At 72.1% G+C, this 17,379-nt stretch carries 15 protein-coding genes, 1 pseudogene and 1 riboswitch; of the genes and pseudogenes, 1 reads left to right on the top strand and 15 read right to left on the bottom strand.

Annotated features, from left to right (window positions below; translation table 11 throughout):
* Positions 1-15 precede the first annotated feature (15 nt).
* The 14 genes from ABZ659_RS10540 to ABZ659_RS10475 all read right to left on the bottom strand — a co-directional run bounded on the left by ABZ659_RS10540 (position 16) and on the right by ABZ659_RS10475 (position 16,579).
* Entirely contained in the window at positions 16-1,311 is a 1,296-nt protein-coding gene (locus ABZ659_RS10540) for a cyclopropane-fatty-acyl-phospholipid synthase family protein (RefSeq protein WP_360216084.1), read from the bottom strand.
* 182 nt (positions 1,312-1,493) lie between these two features.
* A complete protein-coding gene (locus ABZ659_RS10535) occupies positions 1,494-2,903 on the bottom strand; it encodes an NAD(P)/FAD-dependent oxidoreductase (RefSeq protein WP_360216081.1) in 1,410 nt (469 codons plus the stop codon).
* Between the two features lie 424 nt (positions 2,904-3,327).
* Complete coding sequence (locus ABZ659_RS10530; protein WP_360216078.1) at positions 3,328-4,269, bottom strand: Ppx/GppA phosphatase family protein; 942 nt, start codon at positions 4,267-4,269, stop codon at positions 3,328-3,330.
* The gene (locus ABZ659_RS10525; RefSeq protein WP_360216075.1) at positions 4,266-4,802 is read right to left on the bottom strand and encodes a DUF501 domain-containing protein; all 537 of its coding nucleotides are present in this window, start codon (positions 4,800-4,802) and stop codon (positions 4,266-4,268) included. Before ABZ659_RS10525 ends, ABZ659_RS10530 begins: the two co-directional genes overlap by 4 nt.
* 53 nt (positions 4,803-4,855) lie before the next feature.
* Positions 4,856-5,329, bottom strand: coding sequence for a septum formation initiator family protein (locus tag ABZ659_RS10520; RefSeq protein WP_360216072.1), 474 nt, complete (start codon positions 5,327-5,329; stop codon positions 4,856-4,858).
* Between the two features lie 117 nt (positions 5,330-5,446).
* On the bottom strand, positions 5,447-6,727 hold the full coding sequence (gene eno / locus ABZ659_RS10515; RefSeq protein ID WP_360216069.1) for a phosphopyruvate hydratase: 1,281 nt from the start codon (positions 6,725-6,727) through the stop codon (positions 5,447-5,449).
* A 258-nt stretch (positions 6,728-6,985) separates the two neighbouring features.
* The gene (locus ABZ659_RS10510; RefSeq protein ID WP_360216066.1) at positions 6,986-7,681 is read right to left on the bottom strand and encodes a transglycosylase family protein; all 696 of its coding nucleotides are present in this window, start codon (positions 7,679-7,681) and stop codon (positions 6,986-6,988) included.
* A gap of 3 nt (positions 7,682-7,684) precedes the next feature.
* Positions 7,685-7,867, bottom strand: a riboswitch (cyclic di-AMP (ydaO/yuaA leader).
* A gap of 182 nt (positions 7,868-8,049) precedes the next feature.
* Positions 8,050-9,081 carry a transglycosylase family protein gene (locus tag ABZ659_RS10505; protein ID WP_360216063.1) on the bottom strand — a complete coding sequence of 344 codons (1,032 nt, stop codon included), beginning with the start codon at positions 9,079-9,081 and terminating at the stop codon, positions 8,050-8,052.
* A gap of 164 nt (positions 9,082-9,245) precedes the next feature.
* Positions 9,246-10,592, bottom strand: coding sequence for a cytochrome P450 (locus ABZ659_RS10500; protein ID WP_360216060.1), 1,347 nt, complete (start codon positions 10,590-10,592; stop codon positions 9,246-9,248).
* Between the two features lie 79 nt (positions 10,593-10,671).
* Positions 10,672-11,664: a nucleoside triphosphate pyrophosphohydrolase gene (locus ABZ659_RS10495; protein ID WP_360216057.1), complete on the bottom strand. Its 993-nt coding sequence runs from the start codon at positions 11,662-11,664 to the stop codon at positions 10,672-10,674.
* 117 nt (positions 11,665-11,781) lie between these two features.
* Positions 11,782-12,432 (bottom strand): SurA N-terminal domain-containing protein, encoded by a 651-nt coding sequence (locus ABZ659_RS10490; protein ID WP_360216054.1) that lies wholly within the window; start codon positions 12,430-12,432, stop codon positions 11,782-11,784.
* A 166-nt stretch (positions 12,433-12,598) separates the two neighbouring features.
* A complete protein-coding gene (locus ABZ659_RS10485) occupies positions 12,599-14,092 on the bottom strand; it encodes a serine/threonine-protein kinase (RefSeq protein WP_360216338.1) in 1,494 nt (497 codons plus the stop codon).
* A gap of 38 nt (positions 14,093-14,130) precedes the next feature.
* Entirely contained in the window at positions 14,131-14,775 is a 645-nt protein-coding gene (locus tag ABZ659_RS10480) for a hypothetical protein (protein WP_360216051.1), read from the bottom strand.
* A 154-nt stretch (positions 14,776-14,929) separates the two neighbouring features.
* A complete protein-coding gene (locus ABZ659_RS10475; RefSeq protein WP_360216048.1) occupies positions 14,930-16,579 on the bottom strand; it encodes an N-6 DNA methylase in 1,650 nt (549 codons plus the stop codon).
* Between ABZ659_RS10475 and ABZ659_RS10470 the strand changes: the two genes are divergently transcribed.
* Positions 16,557-16,772, top strand: coding sequence for a hypothetical protein (locus ABZ659_RS10470; protein WP_360216045.1), 216 nt, complete (start codon positions 16,557-16,559; stop codon positions 16,770-16,772). The two genes, ABZ659_RS10475 and ABZ659_RS10470, sit on opposite strands and share 23 nt — an antisense overlap.
* A gap of 24 nt (positions 16,773-16,796) precedes the next feature.
* Here the strand turns inward: ABZ659_RS10470 and ABZ659_RS10465 are convergent.
* A pseudogene (locus tag ABZ659_RS10465) lies at positions 16,797-17,282 on the bottom strand (HNH endonuclease family protein); the annotation flags it as partial.
* Between the last annotated feature and the right edge of the window lie 97 nt (positions 17,283-17,379).

The following is a 17,379-nucleotide window of genomic DNA, read 5'->3' as shown; positions in this document are numbered from 1 at the left end:
CGCCGCTGTCCCCTCTCACTTCCAGACACGGGCGCGGAGAGGCATCCCGGAGTCACCGGAGCCATCCGGAGTCCGTACCGCGAGCACCTGGTTGACGCCGATGCGGTTCTGCTCGAAGGCGAGGGCGGAGGCCGCCATGTACAGCCGCCAGACGCGGGCGCGGCCGGGACCGGCCAGCCGCATGGCGCGCGGCCAGTCGGCCTCCAGGTTGGCGACCCACTGGCGCAGGGTGAGGCCGTAGTGCTCGCGGATCGACTCCACGTCCCGCACCTCGAACCCGGCCCGTTCGAGCTGGGTGACGGTGGTGCCGAGCGGGGCGAGTTCGCCGTCCGGAAAGACGTAGGCGTCGATGAACTCGTCCACGTGGTACGAGGACTCGTCGCGCTGTGGGCGGCGGGCGATCTGGTGGTTCAGGAGCCGTCCGCCGGGCCGCAGCAGGGCGTACAGGTCCCGGGCGTAGGCGAGGTAGCGTTCGGCGCCGACGTGTTCGGCCATGCCGATGGAGGAGATCGCGTCGAAGGGGCCGTCGCGGACGTCCCGGTAGTCCTGCACCCGGATCTCGACGCGGTCGGTGAGCCCCTCCTCGGCGATCCGCTTGCGGGCGTACGCCGCCTGTTCCTGCGACAGGGTGATGCCGACGACGTTCACGCCGTGCTCGCGGGCGGCGTGGACGGCCATCGAGCCCCAGCCGCAGCCGACGTCGAGGAGGCGCTGACCGGGCCTCAGGGCGAGCTTGCGGGCCACGAGTTCGAGCTTGTCACGCTGGGCGGTCTCCAGGTCGCCGCCGTCCGGGGACTCCCAGTAGGCGCAGGAGTAGACCATGGACGGCCCGAGGACGATCTCGTAGAAGTCGTTGCCGACGTCGTAGTGGTGGCTGATGGCGCGTCTGTCGGTGCGGCGGGTGTGCAGGTGGCCGCGGCGCCGGGCCTCCTCGCGGGGCGGGGCGGGCGGCAGCGCGGGTCCCGCCAGCCGGAACAGCCCGCGCACCGCGGACCGCACCTCCGGGTCGCGCAGCGCCTGGCCGAGCGTCCTGGCGTCCTCACCGCGGTCCCAGACCAGCCCGGACAGCGCGTCGAGCCCGGCGTAGAGATCCCCCTCGATATCGAGGTCCCCCGCCACCCACGCCCGGGCCAGCCCCAGTTCGCCCGGCCTCCACAGCAGGCGGCGCAGGGCCCGCCGGTTGCGCACGACGAGCAGCGGCGCGCCGGGCGGCCCCGCCTGCGAGCCGTCCCAGGCGCGCACGCGCACCGGGAGCGGCACCCCCAGCATCTGTTCGAGCAGCCCCTTCAGCCGCGAAGCGGCGTCGGCCATGGCGCACACCTCCGTGACAGCGATCCCGGAATGTCCCACACCACGTAAACACCCCACCCGCCACGGGGCAGTCCCCCACGCCCGTCACAGCTGTGCAAAATACGGCAGACGGCACCCGCACGCCGAAGGGCCGCCCGCACCACGGATGGCGGGCGGCCCTCGGGCTGTTCAGCGGGGGCGGGTCAGGAGGCCTTGGCCTTCTGCTGTTCGGCGGGGGCCGGGGCGGGGGCCGGGGCGGTGGCCTTCACCTGGGCCGGGGCGGGCTTCGCGGCCTCGTAGAACTCCTCGCGCGGGGACTCCAGCGCGCCGAGGGCGACGACCTCGCGCTTGAGGAACATGCCGAGGGTCCAGTCGGCGAAGACGCGGATCTTGCGGTTCCAGGTCGGCATCGCCAGACCGTGGTAGCCACGGTGCATGTACCAGGCGAGACGGCCCTTGAGCTTGATCTTCATCTTGCCCATGACGATCATCGCGACGCCCTTGTGGAGGCCGAGACCGGCCACCGCGCCCTTGTTGGCGTGCGTGTAGTCCTTCTGCGGGAAGCCCCGCATCCCGGAGATCACGTTGTCGCCGAGGGCCTTGGCCTGGCGCAGCGCGTGCTGGGCGTTGGGCGGGCACCAGGCGTTGGGGTTGCCCGCCTTGCGGCCGACGAGGTCCGGGACCTGGGCGTTGTCGCCCGCGGCCCAGATGTAGTCGGTGCCGGTGACCTGGAGCGTCGGCTGGCAGTCGACGTGACCACGGGGGCCGAGGGGCAGTCCGAAGCGGGACAGGACCGGGTTGGGCTTGACGCCGGCCGTCCACACGATCGTGTGGGAGTCGACTTCGAGGCCGTTCTTCAGCACGACGTGGCCGTCGACGCAGGAGTCCATGGAGGTGGAGAGGTAGACCTCGACGCCCCGGCTCTCCAGGTGCTCCTTGCCGTAGGCGCCCAGCTTCGGGCCGACCTCGGGGAGGATCTTGTCGGCGGCGTCCACGAGGATGAACCGCATGTCCTCGCGGGAGACGTTGTTGTAGTACTTGGCCGCGTCCCGGGCCATGTCCTCGACCTCGCCGATGGTCTCCGCGCCCGCGAAGCCACCGCCGACGAACACGAACGTGAGCGCCTTGCGGCGGATCTCCTCGTCGGTGGTGGAGTCGGCCTTGTCGAGCTGCTCCAGGACGTGGTTCCGCAGCCCGATGGCCTCCTCGATGCCCTTCATGCCGATGCCCTGCTCGGCGAGGCCGGGGATCGGGAAGGTACGGGAGACGGCGCCCATGGCGATGACCAGGTAGTCGAACGGCAGCTCGTACGCCTCGCCGACCAGCGGCGCGATCGTCGCGACCTTGCGGTCCTGGTCGATGGTGGTGACCCGGCCGGTGAGGACCTCCGCCTTCGGCAGCACGCGTCGCAGCGGGACGACGACGTGCCGGGGGGAGATGTTGCCGGCGGCCGTTTCGGGGAGGAAGGGCTGGTAGGTCATGTACGACCGGGGGTCGACGACCGTGACGGTCGCCTCGCCGTAGCGCATCTTCTTCAGGATGCGCCGAGCTGCGTACAGACCTACGTACCCACCGCCTACTACGAGGATCCTGGGACGCTCCGTGGTGCTCATGGCATCGAGTATCCACCCGCCCCAGGGGGGTACCTCGTGCGCCCCTTCACAAGGTTCCTACGCACCTCTGTTACACTTCGCCGCCCTTGTGCCCCAGCTCAGCCCCCGGGCCGGGAACCAGGAGGCGGGGCGGCACGTTGTCAATGCCGCCTGAGCTGCCGCGCAGGGCGGCCGACCGCACCGCTCCCCCTCAGGACCGGGCCCGCCCGGGACCCCCGTACACCCTCTGGGCGCGCCCCACAAGGGACCCTCCGGGGCACGGAAACAGCCTCCTGTGGCCTAGCCGTCGCCCCCCGGCACCCAATTCCTTGTGAAGAACTTCACGAACTTTCCCGACGCCATGTCGCCGCCACCCCGGAATCCACCCCTCCACCCCGCTCAAACGCCGCCCGACCTGCTCAGCCGTGTGGCAGCGACCCCCCTGTCACGCCACCGACCAAGCGATGCCGTCGAGGATGTCGTGTTCGCTCACCACGACCTCCTCCGCGCCGACGCGTTCCATGAGCGTGAGGAGGATCAGGGCGCCCGCGGCGATCACGTCGACGCGGCCCGGGTGCATGGACGGGACGGCGGCGCGTTCGGCGTGGGTGGAGTGGAGGAGCCAGTCGGTGATCTCGCGGACCCTGGTGCGCGGGACGCGGGAGTGGTGGATGGCCGTCGAGTCGTACGCGGGGAGTTCCTGGGCGATCGCCGACACCGTCGTCACCGAACCGGCGAGACCGACCAGCGTGCGCGCCTCGCGCAGCGGGACCTCCTCCTCGGCGAGGTCCAGGGCCGCCACGATGTCGGCGCGCATCGCCGCGATCTGCTCCTCGGTCGGCGGGTCGGACACCTCGCCGTCCCGCACCAGGTGCCGTTCCGTCATCCGCACACAGCCGATGTCCACCGAGCGCGCCGCGCGTACGTGGTCGTCGCCGACGACGCACTCCGTCGAGCCGCCGCCGATGTCCACCACCAGGTAGGGCCGGGTGAGGTCGGTACGCCCGGCGAGTTCGCGCGTGGCGCCGGTGAAGGAGAACTCCGCCTCCTGGTCGCCACTGATCACCTCGGGCTCGACACCCAGGATGTCCAGCACCCCGCGCACGAAGTCCGCCCGGTTCTCCGCGTCCCGGGAGGCGGAGGTGGCGACGAAGCGGATCCGCTCGGCGCCGTGCTCCTTGATGACCGCGGCGTACTCACGGCAGGCCGCGAACGTGCGCTCCAGCGCCTCGGGAGCGAGTCGGCCGGTGCGGTCGACGCCCTGGCCCAGGCGGACGATCGTCATACGGCGGTCCAGGTCGACCAGTTCGCCGGTCGCCGGGTCGCAGTCGGCGACCAGCAGGCGGATCGAGTTCGTACCGCAGTCGATGGCGGCTACGCGGGTCACCGGCCGTCCTCCCCGCTCTCCGTCGTGGTCACACAGGGGCCCTTGCGCCACCACTCCGGCAGCATCGCCAGCGCCTCGTCGCCCAGCGGGTTCACGCCCGGCCCGGCGGCCAGCGAGTGGGCCACCAGGACGTGCAGGCACTTGACCCGGTCGGGCATCCCGCCCGCGCTCGGGAAGCCCGTCAGCTCCTCGATCTCGTCCCGGCGCCGGAGGTAGTCCTCGTGCGCGGCGCGGTACGCGGCGGCCAGCTCCGGGTCGCCCTCCAGACGGGCCGTCATCTCCTTCATCACGCCGTTGGCCTCCAGCGTGCCGATGGCCGACGCCGCCTTCGGGCACGTCAGGTAGTACAGCGTCGGGAACGGCGTGCCGTCGGGCAGCCGCGGCGCCGTCTCCACCACGTCCGGCTGTCCGCACGGGCAGCGGTGCGCGATCGCGCGCAGACCGCGCGGCGGACGTCCGAGCTGCTGCTGGAACGCCTCGACGTCCGCGTCCGTGGGCTCGGTGCGCGGGGTGGGCGGCGGAAGGGTGTCCATAGGATTCTCTACGCGTCTTTCTCGCTCAACGGTGTCACTGGTCGGCGCGGGGGTCACTGGCCGGCGTCGGACCTGTCCACGCCGTCCCAGACGTTCGAGTACCAGGGGCGGTCGGCCGCGCCCCGTTCGCCGCGGGCCCGCTCGGCCGCGTCCGGGTCGATGACGACGTAACCGGTCTCCCCGGGCATCACGTAGTGCAGCCGCTGCCGGATCTGCTGCTCGGCGTACGCGTCGTCCTGCCACCGCGCCTTCTGGTCGCGCAGCTGTTCGACGCGCTCGCTGGCCTGCCGCTTCTGCCGCTCCAGGTCGGCGATCTCGGCGCGCTGGGCGACGTACTGCCTTATCGGGTAGGCGAGCGCGACGACCAGCGTGCAGACGACCAGGGCGAGCAGGGCCGCGCGGCCGGTGAGGCGGGAGCGGCGGGCCTGGCGGCGGGTCTGGGAGCGGTAGACGCGGGCCGCCGTCTGCTCGCCGAGCAGCCGCAGTCTGGTGGTGGTGGAGAACCGGTCCCGGTCCTTCACTGCCATGCCCCGCCTCCGTCTCGTCCCGCCGTACACGCGCGTACGTCCCCGCACACGGTACGGGACCGGGTACGGGGACGTACGGACGACGCCGCCCACACGTGCGTGGGCGCGTGCGTGGGCTCAGCCCTTGAAGCGCGGGAACGCGCTGCGGCCCGCGTACACCGCGGCGTCGTCGAGGATCTCCTCGATGCGCAGCAGCTGGTTGTACTTGGCGACGCGCTCGGAGCGGGCCGGGGCGCCGGTCTTGATCTGGCCGCAGTTGGTGGCGACGGCGAGGTCCGCGATGGTGACGTCCTCGGTCTCACCGGAGCGGTGGGACATCATGCACTTGAAGCCGTTGCGCTGGGCCAGCTCCACGGCGTCCAGGGTCTCGGTCAGCGAGCCGATCTGGTTGACCTTGACCAGCAGGGCGTTGGCCGCGCCCTCCTCGATGCCGCGGGCGAGGCGCTCGGGGTTGGTGACGAACAGATCGTCGCCGACCAGCTGCACCTTGTCGCCGAGGCGCTCGGTGATGGTCTGCCAGCCCGCCCAGTCGTCCTCGAACAGCGGGTCCTCGATGGAGACCAGCGGGTACGCCTCGACCAGCTCGGCGTAGTAGTCCGTCATCTCGGCGGCGGAGCGCTCCTTGCCCTCGAAGGTGTAGGAGCCCTCCTTGTAGAACTCGGAGGCGGCCACGTCGAGGGCGAGGGCGATCTGCTCGCCGGGGGTGTAACCGGCTTCCTTGATCGCTTCGAGGATGAGGTCGAGGGCCTCGCGGTTGGAGCCGAGGTTCGGGGCGAAGCCGCCCTCGTCGCCGAGGCCGGTGGCCAGGCCCTTGCCCTTCAGCACCTTCTTGAGGGTGTGGTAGACCTCGGTGCCCCAGCGCAGCGCCTCGGAGAACGACTCCGCGCCGATCGGCGCGATCATGAACTCCTGGATGTCCACGTTGGAGTCGGCGTGCGAGCCGCCGTTCAGGATGTTCATCATCGGCACCGGCAGCAGGTGCGCGTTCGGGCCGCCCAGGTAGCGGAAGAGGGGGAGGTCGCTGGCCTCGGAGGCGGCGTGGGCGACGGCGAGGGAGACGCCGAGGATGGCGTTGGCGCCGAGGGAGCCCTTGTTGTCGGTGGCGTCCAGGTCGAACATGGCCTGGTCGATCAGCCGCTGCTCGGTGGCGTCGTAGCCGACCAGCTCCGGGCCGATCTGCTCGATCACGGCGAGGACGGCCTTCTCGACGCCCTTGCCCTGGTAGCGGTTCGGGTCACCGTCGCGCAGCTCGATGGCCTCGAAGGCACCCGTCGAGGCGCCGGACGGGACGGCGGCACGACCGGTGCTGCCGTCGTCGAGGCCGACCTCGACCTCGACCGTGGGATTGCCTCGGGAGTCCAGGATTTCCCGGGCTACGACGACGTCGATGGACGGCACGAGCATCTCCTTCATGGATGTGACGTGGGTCAGCAGTACCGCGGTGGGTGCTGCGCCATGAGCCTAACCGGCCGGGGGCCGTCGGCTCGCCCTCCGACCCCCGGTAGAGCCGAAACCGAGAGTAAATTGTTTCCGAACGGAACAAAGAGAAGGGTGGACGGGTACCGGAAGCAGAGAGGGCACGGGGGCATGGAAAACCCCGCCCCGGCGCGTACGGGGGGAGACGCGCCGGAGCGGGGTGGTCTGCCGGGGCAGGACTTACTTGAGGTGCAGCTGCTGACCCGGGTAGATGAGGTCGGCGTCCTGGACGATGTCGTCGTTCAGCTTGAACAGCTTGGCCCAGCCGCCCTTGACGTCGTGCTCCTGCGCGATCGTGCTGAGGGTGTCACCCTTGACGACCTTGTACTCGCCGTCGCCCTTCTTGACCTTCTTGCCGGTCGGGGTGGTGACGGTCTTCTTCGCGGCCGGGCGCTCGGCGGAGCGGGAGGTGCTCGGCTGCTCGGTCTCGCGGGTGGCGGTGGAGTCGTCGGTGGTCCCGGCGCTGGAGCCGGTGTCCGTGGAGCCGCCGCCGTTGTACGCGGCGCTCGACAGGCCGGTGCCGCAGACCGGCCAGGCGCCCTTGCCCTGCCCCGCGAGGACCTTCTCGGCGATCTCTATCTGCTGGGCCTTGCTGGCCTGGTCGGCGGTGGCGGCGTACTGCGTGCCGCCGTACGCGGCCCAGGTGGAGGCCGAGAACTGCAGGCCGCCGTAGTACCCGTTGCCGGTGTTGATGGACCAGTTGCCGCCGGACTCGCACTGGGCGACGGCGTCCCACTCGGACGCGGTGGCGGCGGAGGCGCTGCCCGCGGCCATCAGCGGGGCGGCGACGGCCGCGGCCCCGGTGACGCCGACGGCGGCGATGGCGCGGACGGTCTTGGACGGACGGCGGTGCTTGCCCTTGCCGGAAAACAGCATGGTTGATCCCCTCACCGACGCCTGCGAGGTGAGCTGTCGGGTTCGGGCCGGTTGAGTTGCCCGGCCACACCCCTCTTTACGAGCGGTGCGGCTTCACCCCTAGCCGGTTCGGCGGCGAGTCTCCTCAACCGCCTGGTCCGGCGCTTACCTTGGGTCCCCCGCTCCTGCCTGCGGCGCTTGACGCGACGACTGTTCCCGGGCCGCCACTGGCAGGATTCGGCGTTGCGGCGGCCGGGGCTCGTGTTGGCGAGCGGTCATGACCGTAGACACGCGATCCGCGGAATTTCAAAGACGATCAGGGCTTCTGAGACTCATCCCACACTTCCACTGAAACGGACATTAGGTGTGAAGTGTGGCGTTAACTCCCGCTACTTTGCGCCCGTTTCCACCCCTACTTCCAGGGTCTGACCGGGGAGGATGAGGTCCGGGTCGGCTCCTACGGCGTCCTCGTTGGCCTCGTAGAGCGCGCACCATCCGCCGTCGAGGTCAAGGGAGTCGGCGATATAGGTCAGATTGTCGCCGGGCTGGACGGTGTAGGCACCGTCGGCGGTGACGGCGGCGTCACGGGCGGCGTCACGGGACGCGTGGCGGCCGGAGGATTCGGCGCGGGCGCCGTCGGCGGAGTCCTCGTCGGCGCTGTCGCCGCGGTGGCGGCCGCTGCCGGAGGTGGCGTCCGACGCGTCGCCGTCCCGGAGCGAAGCGTCCGACGGGTCACTCTTCGTGGAGGCCGTGGGGGAGTTGCGGGGCGCGACGGAGTCCGATTCCGCGCCCGAGCCGGAGGTCGCTTCGGCGTCCCGACCGGAGTCGGACGCGGATCCGGAGTCGGAGCTGGACTTCGAGTCGGAGGTCGCTTCGGGAGCGGCCGAATCAGTGGACTTGTCGGACTTGGTCGACTTGTCCTTGCGTTGGTCGGTGCCGTCCGCGTCCTCTGACGTGGAGTCAGCGGAGTCGTCGGGAGCGTCGGAGGACGCGGAGGACGCCGGGGAGTCCTCGGCCAGTCCCGTGTCGACGTCGGCGGAACCGCTGTCCTTCGTCAGTCCGGAGAGCAGCCCACAGGCGGGCCAGGCACCGGGGCCCTGGTCGGCGAGTATCCGCTCGGCGACGGCTATCTGCTGCGAGCGGCTGGCCAGGTCGGCGCTGCCCGCGTAGTCGAGACCGCCGTATGACTCCCAGTCGTCCTGCGAGATCTGGAGACCGCCGTAGTAGCCGCTGCCGTTGTCCGCGCTCCAGGAGCCGCCGCTCTCGCACTCGGCCACCTGGTCCCACACGGTGCCGTCGGCGGCGCTCGCGCCGGATGCGCCGAGCAACGGGATGGCGATGGCGGAACCGGTCACTCCGGCGGCGACGAGGAGAGCCGGAGCCTGGCGGGGGCGACGGTGACGACCGTTCCCGGAGAGCATGTCGGGACCTTTCGCAAGACAGCGGTGACCAGCGCGGCGCATGATGCTGCGGCGCCGTGCTGATGGGTGAACGTATCGGCAGACGATCACTTGTCACAAGTTAATGCCGCGCAGATCACGTGAAGATCACAGAGTTGAGCGCGTGTCACCTTTGCGTCGAGGTGTCATCTTTGCTCCGGAGAACGATCCGTTGACTGCGGCTGAGGGGGTGTGAACTCCACCGGCAGGGTGCGCAGTCCGCGCATGATGAGCCCGCCGCGCCACCTCAACTCCCCTGGTTCCACCGCGAGTCGGAGGTCCGGGAGCACGGTGAGGAGGGTGCCGAGCGCGGACTGCCCTTCGAGACGGGCGAGCGGGGCGCCGAGGCAGTAGTGAACACCGTGGCCGTAACCGAGGTGCTGGTTGTCCCGGCGGGACAGGTCGAGCGTGTCCGGATCGGCGAACCGCTCCGGGTCCCGGTCGGCCGCGGCGAGGACGACGAGGACGGGGTCGCCCGCCGCGATGTCCTGCCCGCCGAGGGTGAGGGGCTCGGTGGCGAACCGCCAGGTGGCGAGTTCCACGGGGCCGTCGAAGCGGAGGAGTTCCTCTACCCCGGTCGCGAGCAGGGCGCGGTCACCGGCGTCGAGGGAACGCTGGAGGCGGGCGCGCTGGCCGGGATGGGTGAGCAGGGCGAGCGTGCCGTTGCCGATGAGGTTCACGGTCGTCTCGAATCCGGCAAACAGAAGGATGAAGGCCATCGCGGCGGCCTCGTTCTCGGTGAGGTGCTCCCCGTGGTCGGAGGCGCGGATCAGCCCGGAGATCAGGTCCTCGCCGGGGACGGGTTCGTCGGGCAGGACTTCCCGCTTCCGGTGGATCAGCTCGGAGAGGTAGCCCCGCATCATCTTCACCGACCGCGCGACCCCGCCCCGCGGCCCGCCCTGATGCCGGATCATCATGCCCGCCCAGTCCCGGAAGTCGTCCTGGTCCTCGCGCGGGACGCCGAGCAGGTCGCAGATGGCGTAGATGGGCAGCGGGAAGGCGAACTCGTGGATGAGGTCGGCGCTCCCCCGCCCGGCGAACCGCCCGATGAGGTCGTCGGTCAGCTCCTGCACCCGCGGTGCGAACTCCGCCACCCGGCGCGGTGTGAACGCCTTGCTGACGAGCCGCCGGAGCCGGGTGTGGTCCGGCGGGTCGATGTTGAGCAGGTGCGTCATCAACTCGGCCTTGCGCTCGCCGGGGATCCCCGTCTTCCCCTTGGCGTGCGCGGGCTCGTCGTGGTGCGCGGGGTTCTTGCTGAGCCGCTGGTCCGCCAGCGCCTGCCGGGCATCGCCGTACCGGGTGACCAACCACGCCCCCACCCCACTCGGCAACCGCGTCCACCGCACCGGCTCGTTCTCCCGCAGCCAGGCGTAGGCGGGGTAGGGGTCGGCGGCGAACTCCCAGGTGAAGAGTTCGGGGGTGGGGCCCTGGGCGGGCGTGGAGGTGGAGGTGGAGGTGGCGGCGGTGTCGTGCGAGGCGGTCTGGTCGGTCACCCTCTGACCGTAACCGCCGCCCGGGGCCGGGGCTTCTCCCTCCCCCGCTCCCCGCTCCCCACTCCCCTCAACTCTCCGCTCACTCCGCCTCCGCCTCCGCCTCCCTGATCGCGTCCCGGTAGGCGCGGGCCGCCGCGCGCAGGGTGGATTCCGGGTCGGTGCCCTCGCGTTCGGCCTGGGCTGCCAGGGCGAGGAGGGTGTAGCCGATGCCCTCGCCGGTGGGGAGGGGTATGTCCAGGGACGCGCTGCGGGCGCGGGCGGCGAGTTTCGCGGCGAGGGCGAGGGCGGGCTGGTGGAGGGGGATGCCCTCGGTGACGGAGGAGCGCCGCTTCTCGACCGCCTTCGTACGCAGCCAGTGGGCCTTGACCTCTTCGGGGGTGGCGGCGGTCTCGTCGCCGAAGACGTGCGGGTGGCGGTGGATGAGCTTGGTCACGATGGTGGCCGCCACGTCGTCGATGGAGAACGGCGCCTCCGGGTCCTCCTCCGCTATACGGGCGTGGAAGACGACCTGGAGGAGGACGTCGCCCAGTTCCTCGCGGAGTTCGTCGCGGTCGCCGTCCTCGATCGCCTCGACCAGTTCGTACGCCTCCTCGATGCCGTACTTGGCCAGGCCCTTGTGGGTCTGCTGGGAGGACCAGGGGCACTCGGCGCGGATGCGGTCCATGACCTGGACGAGGTCGAGGAGGCGGGCGCCGGGCAGGTCGTAGGAGGCGGGGAGCAGCTCCAGGTCGGGCATCTGGACGCGGCCGGAGCCCGCGAGCCGGGCCAGGCCGTCCGTCAGGGCGGGCTCGCCCTCGCCGGTGGCGACGACGACCACCGTGTGGCCCCCGGCGCAGGCGTCGACGAGTTCCTCGGCGGTGGGGGCCGCCTCGGACACGGTGATCCCGGCCTCGCGCAGGTAGGGCAGCTGCGGGTGCGCCCCGTCCGCGCACAGCACCTGGTCGGCGGCGTGCAGGGCCTGCCAGGCGGGCCAGGACAGCAGGCCGGGCGCGACCCGGTGGCTGGTGGTGAGCAGGACGACACGGCCGGGGTCGGCGGCCTCGGTGACGGCTGCGGGGCTGATTGCGTTCACGATCCGAACGTAACGCACCCCGCCGACCGGCTCCTCCAGTTATCCACAGCCTCAGGCGATCATCGGATTAACGGTGCGGTGGCACCGCCACCCTCCGGTGCGGTCGCACCGCCGCCCCTACGCAGGCTGCTCCGGCTGCGCCGCCGCCGTCACCTCGCGCACCCACGGCGTGTCCGCGTCCACGCGGCTGACCTTCTCCACGTCCCAGGAGCCGTAGCGCGGGTTGAGGTCGACGTTCAGTTCCTCGGACGCCTCCGAGAGGGTCTTCCAGAACGCGGGCTGGCTGGTGTCCGTGCCCAGGCTCGCGGCGAGCTTCTGGGCCTCGATCTGGAGCCGCAGGTTCTCGTCCAGGCGCTCCGGCGCCACGCCGTACTGCTGGAGCCACGCCGTCTCCAGCGCCTCCGCGCCGCCGACCTGCTGCTCCAGACCGGAGCGCATGTCCTGGACCTCCTTGCGGCTGACGGTGATGTCCGCGTCCTGCGCCGCCCGGTGCAGCACCCGGTCCAGGACCATGCCGTGCAGCGTGTCCCGGGCCAGGCCACCGCTGCCCGCGATGGCCTGGGCGTACTGGGCGTCGTCCTGGATCGCCGCGCGCTGCGCCGAGCGCACCTCGTCGACCCGGTTCTCCAGTTGCGCGACGGTGATCCGCTGGCCGCCGACGACCGCCGCCGCGCCGGGATGCGCGTCGTTTCCACAGGCGGTGAGCAGGGGGGCCGCTGCGGCGAGCGCGGCGGTGAGGACGAGCGCGGTGCGACGGCGGCGGTGCAAGGAGACCTCCAGGGGAGATTGTGCGGCGGTGCACAAAGTCTTGCGATGATCGATGGTAGGCAGCCGGGCAGCTCTGGCCAACCCATTGGACCAACGATTCATCAGGAGTTACGGCACCGGCCCGGCAGCGCCCGGCGGTGCGGGGACGGCGTCGCCGCCCCCGCACCTAGCGCACCCGGCCCAGCCAGTGCAGCGTCCTGCGTACGTCCGCCGCCAGCGGGTGCGCGGGGCCCTGCACCCGCTCCACGTCGTGCAGCAGCCGCACCAGCGTGTCGTGCGCCGCCGCCCGGTCACCGAGCGCCAGCAGCAGGTGGCCGATGCGGCGGCGCACGTCGTGGGCCAGCTCCGGGTCCCCGGAGACGTACTGGTTCTCGTAGTACGGCAGCAGCTCCCGGTACCCGGCGAGGGCCGCCGCCGCTTCACCCAGCTGTTCCAGGCACTGGGCGGCCTCGTAGCGGTAGCGCAGCGACTGCGGGTCGGACGGTCCGGCCTCGGCGGCGCGTTCGTCGGCGAGGCGGCGCAGTTCGGGCAGCGCGCGCCGGTACTGGCCGTCGTCCATCAGCGTGGCGGCGTACTGCTTGCGCAGGGTCCGTACGACCGGGGAGTGCTCGCCGTGCTGTTCGGCCGCGGCGGGCAGGATCGCGCCGAGGATGTCGACGGCCTGCGTGATACGGCCCTCCCCCAGCAGCCGTTTCACCTCGTCCACGGCCCGCGCGACATCCGGCTTCTCCGCCTTCTCCGCGGTCGGCGGCACCGGCGGCGCGGGCTGCGGCGCGGGGGTGCGCGCCCGGTCCGGCCACGGCGCGTGCGGGCGCAGGAACGGGCGGGTGGGGTCCAGGGGCGCCCCCGTCGGTATCCCGCGCGCGGGCAGCAGCGGCGCCAGTTCCTCGTACACCTCCTGCGCGCTGCCGTGCCGGTGCTGGGGGTCCTTGGCGAGCAGCCGCAGCACCAGGGCCTCCAGGGGCTCCGGCACCTCGGGGCGCAGTCGGCGCACCGGCAGCGGGGGCTCGTACAGGTGCCGGTGCAGTACGCCGAGGGCCGTGGAGCCCGCGAACGGGACCTCGCCGCTGAGCAGTTCGTGCAGCAGCACCCCGAGCGCGTACAGGTCCGTGTACGGGCCCACCGCGCCGCCCATCGCCTGCTCCGGCGCCATGTAGGCGGGCGAGCCGATCGGGGAGCCGGTGTGCGTCAGGCGGGTGGTGTCGGTGTCCATGACGGAGGCGACGCCGAGGTCCAGCACGGTGACCGTGCCGTCCTGCTTCACCATCACGTTGCGCGGCTTGAGGTCCCGGTGGACGATCGGCACCGCGTGTACGGCGCTCAGGACGGCGCACAGCTGCCCGGCGACCGCCACCGCCCACTGCCACGGGTACGGCTGGTGCTCGGCGAGGTGGTCGCCGAGGTCCGCCCCGTCGACGTACTGCATGACGAGGAACAGCTCCTCGCCCTCGCTGCCCGCGTCGTGCACCGTCACCAGGCCGGGGTGGTCGACCTGCGCGGTGACCCGGCACTCGCGCACGAAGCGGCGGCGCAGCTCCTCCGCCTCCTGTCCGGCCACCTTGTCGGGGCGCAGCAGCTTCACCGCCACGCGCCGGTCGAGGCGCCGGTCGTAGGCCGTCCAGACCTGGCCCATGCCGCCCTGGCCGATCAGCGTGGCCAGTTCGTAGCGCCCGGCGACGACACGTCCCGCCGCCACGGTCACCTTCCGCCCTCGTGCCCGCCGTCCTGCTGGCGCAGGTAGTCACTCAGTTCGTCCAGCTCGGCGCGCACCTGGTCGATACGCGCGGGCGCCGGGCCGGGGCGGTGCGGGGGCGGGCTGGGTATCGGCGGGCCGGGTACCGGCGGGGGCGTGTGCGGGTTCTGCGCGACGGGCACCGTCGTCGCGGGCGGCGTCCGCGGCGCCGTCGTCGCGTGGTATGGCATCGGCGTAGGGGTCGGCGTCGGCTGCGGGAAGCCGTAGGCCGTCGCCGGGGCGGGCTGGGCGGCGTAACCGCCGTACCGCAGCTGGTGGAAGTGGCGTACGTCCGCCGCGAGGTAGTACGCGATGTCGGCCACCAGGGTGCCCAGCAGCAGGGCGAGGCCGAACCAGCCGCCCGGGGTGTGGATCTCGTCGCCGGGCTCGGAGCCGATCAGGACGACGGCGAGCGTCTCCGCCACCAGGACGACGCCCAGCAGCACCCAGTCCGCCACCCGGCGGGTGACGATCGCCAGGCGCAGCTGCACCACCCACGTCAGGAAGCCGAAGCTGAGGATCGCGAGCCCCACGAACAGCACACGCAGGAAGACCAGCAACGCCGTCGGGGGCGGCTGCTTCACCGGCTGCGTGTAGCCGAGGCCATGCATGACTGCTCCTGGGTGCCTGAGGTGGGCCTGTGTGCCCGTCCGGGGTCCTGCGACGCCGTTCGTGCGATTGTCGGTTCGAGCGTATCGGTCGACACGGACAACCGGTCCCGGGTTGTACCGAACCGTTGTCGTTCAGGCGGGCCCCGCGCGCGGGTCAGTCCGGGTCGACCGTGCCGTCCGTCAGGCCGTCGTACATGCCGCGCACCAGCTGGTCGCCGAGCCGTCCCGCGTGCCGGAGCGCCCGTTCGAACTCGTCCAGGGCGCGGAAGCGGGCGCCGTAGCGCCGCTGTTCGTCGAGCGGGAGGCGGGGCAGCTGGAGCCGTCGGACGTCGAGGCGGGTGGCGGTGGAGGCGTAGCTGCTGGCCTGGCGGTTGTTGGCGGTGCCGCGCAGGAACCCGGCGAGGAACCACGGGTCGACGGCCGTGCCGTCCGGGCGCAGCAGCACCAGGCTGCGGCCGAGGACGGCGCCCGCGGTCGCCGTGTCGATCACGCGCGCCACCGCGCCCCCGCCGAGCACGGGTACGACGACGTCCCCGGCCTCCGTCAGCACGGCCTCCTCGTCGCTGGGCGGGAGCGTGCCGGAGGGGGCGGTCCCGGCGAGGATGTCGGTGTCGGTGAGGACGGGCACGCGCGCGTGGCCGCCGTTTCCGCCGGTGCGCATCACCAGGGCGCCCCCGCGCGCGAGTTCACCGACCGTGGTCAGCGGCCAGCGGGTCGGCCGGGCGGTGGCGGCGGGCGGCGGGGTGAGGTCGGCGGTCAGCCGCAGCGTCTCGCCCAGCCGCTCGCGCACGTCGACGAGGGCCTCGGCGCCGTCGGCCTCCGTCGGCGGCGGCAGGTGCCGGGCCGGGGCGAGGTCGACGTCGTCGTCGAGGAGTTCGATGACCGGCACGGACCGGGCCAGGCCCGGCCGTTCGGCCAGCGTGCCCGCGCGGTCGAAGTCCTGCCAGGCGTCCAGCACGGCCTCCCGCACCGCCCGCCAGTCGGGCCCGCCGCGCCCTTCGGTGGCGAACCGCCCCGTGTCCGCGAGCAGTACCTCCGGCTGCGCGGGCGCCCGGTCGGGGCGGCGCAACACCCACAGGTGCAGGGGGATGTTGTACGGCGGTGCCGCGCCCAGCGGCAGAGCGACGACGGCCTTCAGCGCCCCGCGCCGCAGCAGGTCGGCCCGGATGCGGCGGCCGGAGCGGCGGGAGGCGGCAGCGGGCGGCATGAGCAGGACGGCGGTGCCGCCGTCGGCGAGGCGCGCCAGCGCGTGCTGCACCCAGGCCAGCTCGGACTCGGTGCGCGCCGGGAAGCCGTACTCCCAGCGGGGGTCGTAGGCGAGTTCGTCGTGCCCCCAGTTGCGCTCGTTGAACGGCGGGTGGCACAGCACGGCGTCGGCGCGCAGCTCCGGGAAGGCGTCGGCGCGCAGGGTGTCACCGACGGCGGCGCGTACGGCGTCCGGGGGCGGGGTGTGCAGGGCGAGCCGGAACGCGGTGAGCGCGGCGAGGTCGGGGGCGCCGTCCTGCGCGTACAGCTCCTGGCCGGGGCGGGTGACGGCGGCGCGGAGCAGGGCGCCGGTGCCGCAGGCGGGGTCGAGGACGGTACGGGCGGGACCGGCGAGCCGGGCCATCAGCGCGGCGAGTTCGGCGGGCGTGGGCGTGTACTGGCGGGGGTTGGCGTCGAGGTGCCGCCCGAGCAGGAACTCGAAGGTCTGCCGGGCCCCCAGTTCGGCGGCGAGTTCGGCGACGCCGCGGAGGAGGGGGGTGGAGGGGAGGAGTTGGGGACTGGTGGGCGACGGCGGCATGTTCAGAGTCGGCGCCGACATCGCGCCCGGCACCTACAAGTCCACCGGCGACACGGACGACATGTGCTACTGGGAGCGCACCAAGGACGCCGAGCACTCGCTCGACTCGATCATCGCCAACGACAACGTGTCCGGTTCGGCCGTGGTGACGGTCAGCGCGTCCGACGCCTACTTCAAGACGTCCGGCTGCCAGGACTGGAAGAAGACCGGCTGACCGGTGTCAACGATCCCCCACCCCTCAGTCGGCGTGGAAGCGCGGCGGCGCGGCGGTGGGGTTGCCGCCCGTCGGGAGGGTCTGGTCGGGGCACCCGGACAGCACCCGCTTCATGGCGTCCTGCTCGGCGGAGGTCACCCACAGCCCGTACTTCTTCTTCACGGCGACCTGGGCGGCGACGTACGGGCACCGGTACGACTTGTTCGGCGGCAGCCAGGTCGCGGTGTCGCCGTCACCCTTGGACCGGTTGGTGCCCGCGTCGACGGCGACGAGGTTGAGGGGGTCGTTGGCGAAGGCGATGCGCTTGCCGGGCTCCCAGCGGTGGGCACCCTTCTGCCAGGCGTCGGAGAGGGCGACGACGTGGTCCACGTCCACCTGGCTGCGCCCGCGCACGTAGGTGACGTCCTTGCCGCTGTAGGGGTCGGGGTCCAGGACGCCGGAGGCCACCTTGCAGTGGCCGTCGCTGAACTCCACGTCCTCCAGGTCGCGTTTGAGGATGTCGTCGCGGGTTATCTGCAGCTCCTTCATAGATGCGATGCACATGAGGCACAGCCGTAACCCACTCCTGTCCCTCACCGTTATCGGTCATGCCGTGAGGCACATGAGC

The sequence above is a fragment of the Streptomyces sp. NPDC006997 genome (assembly GCF_040635175.1).
Classification (GTDB): domain Bacteria; phylum Actinomycetota; class Actinomycetes; order Streptomycetales; family Streptomycetaceae; genus Streptomyces.
The sequence above is the reverse complement of the archived record's forward strand: the minus strand, read 5'-3'. Positions and strand labels throughout refer to the sequence as shown.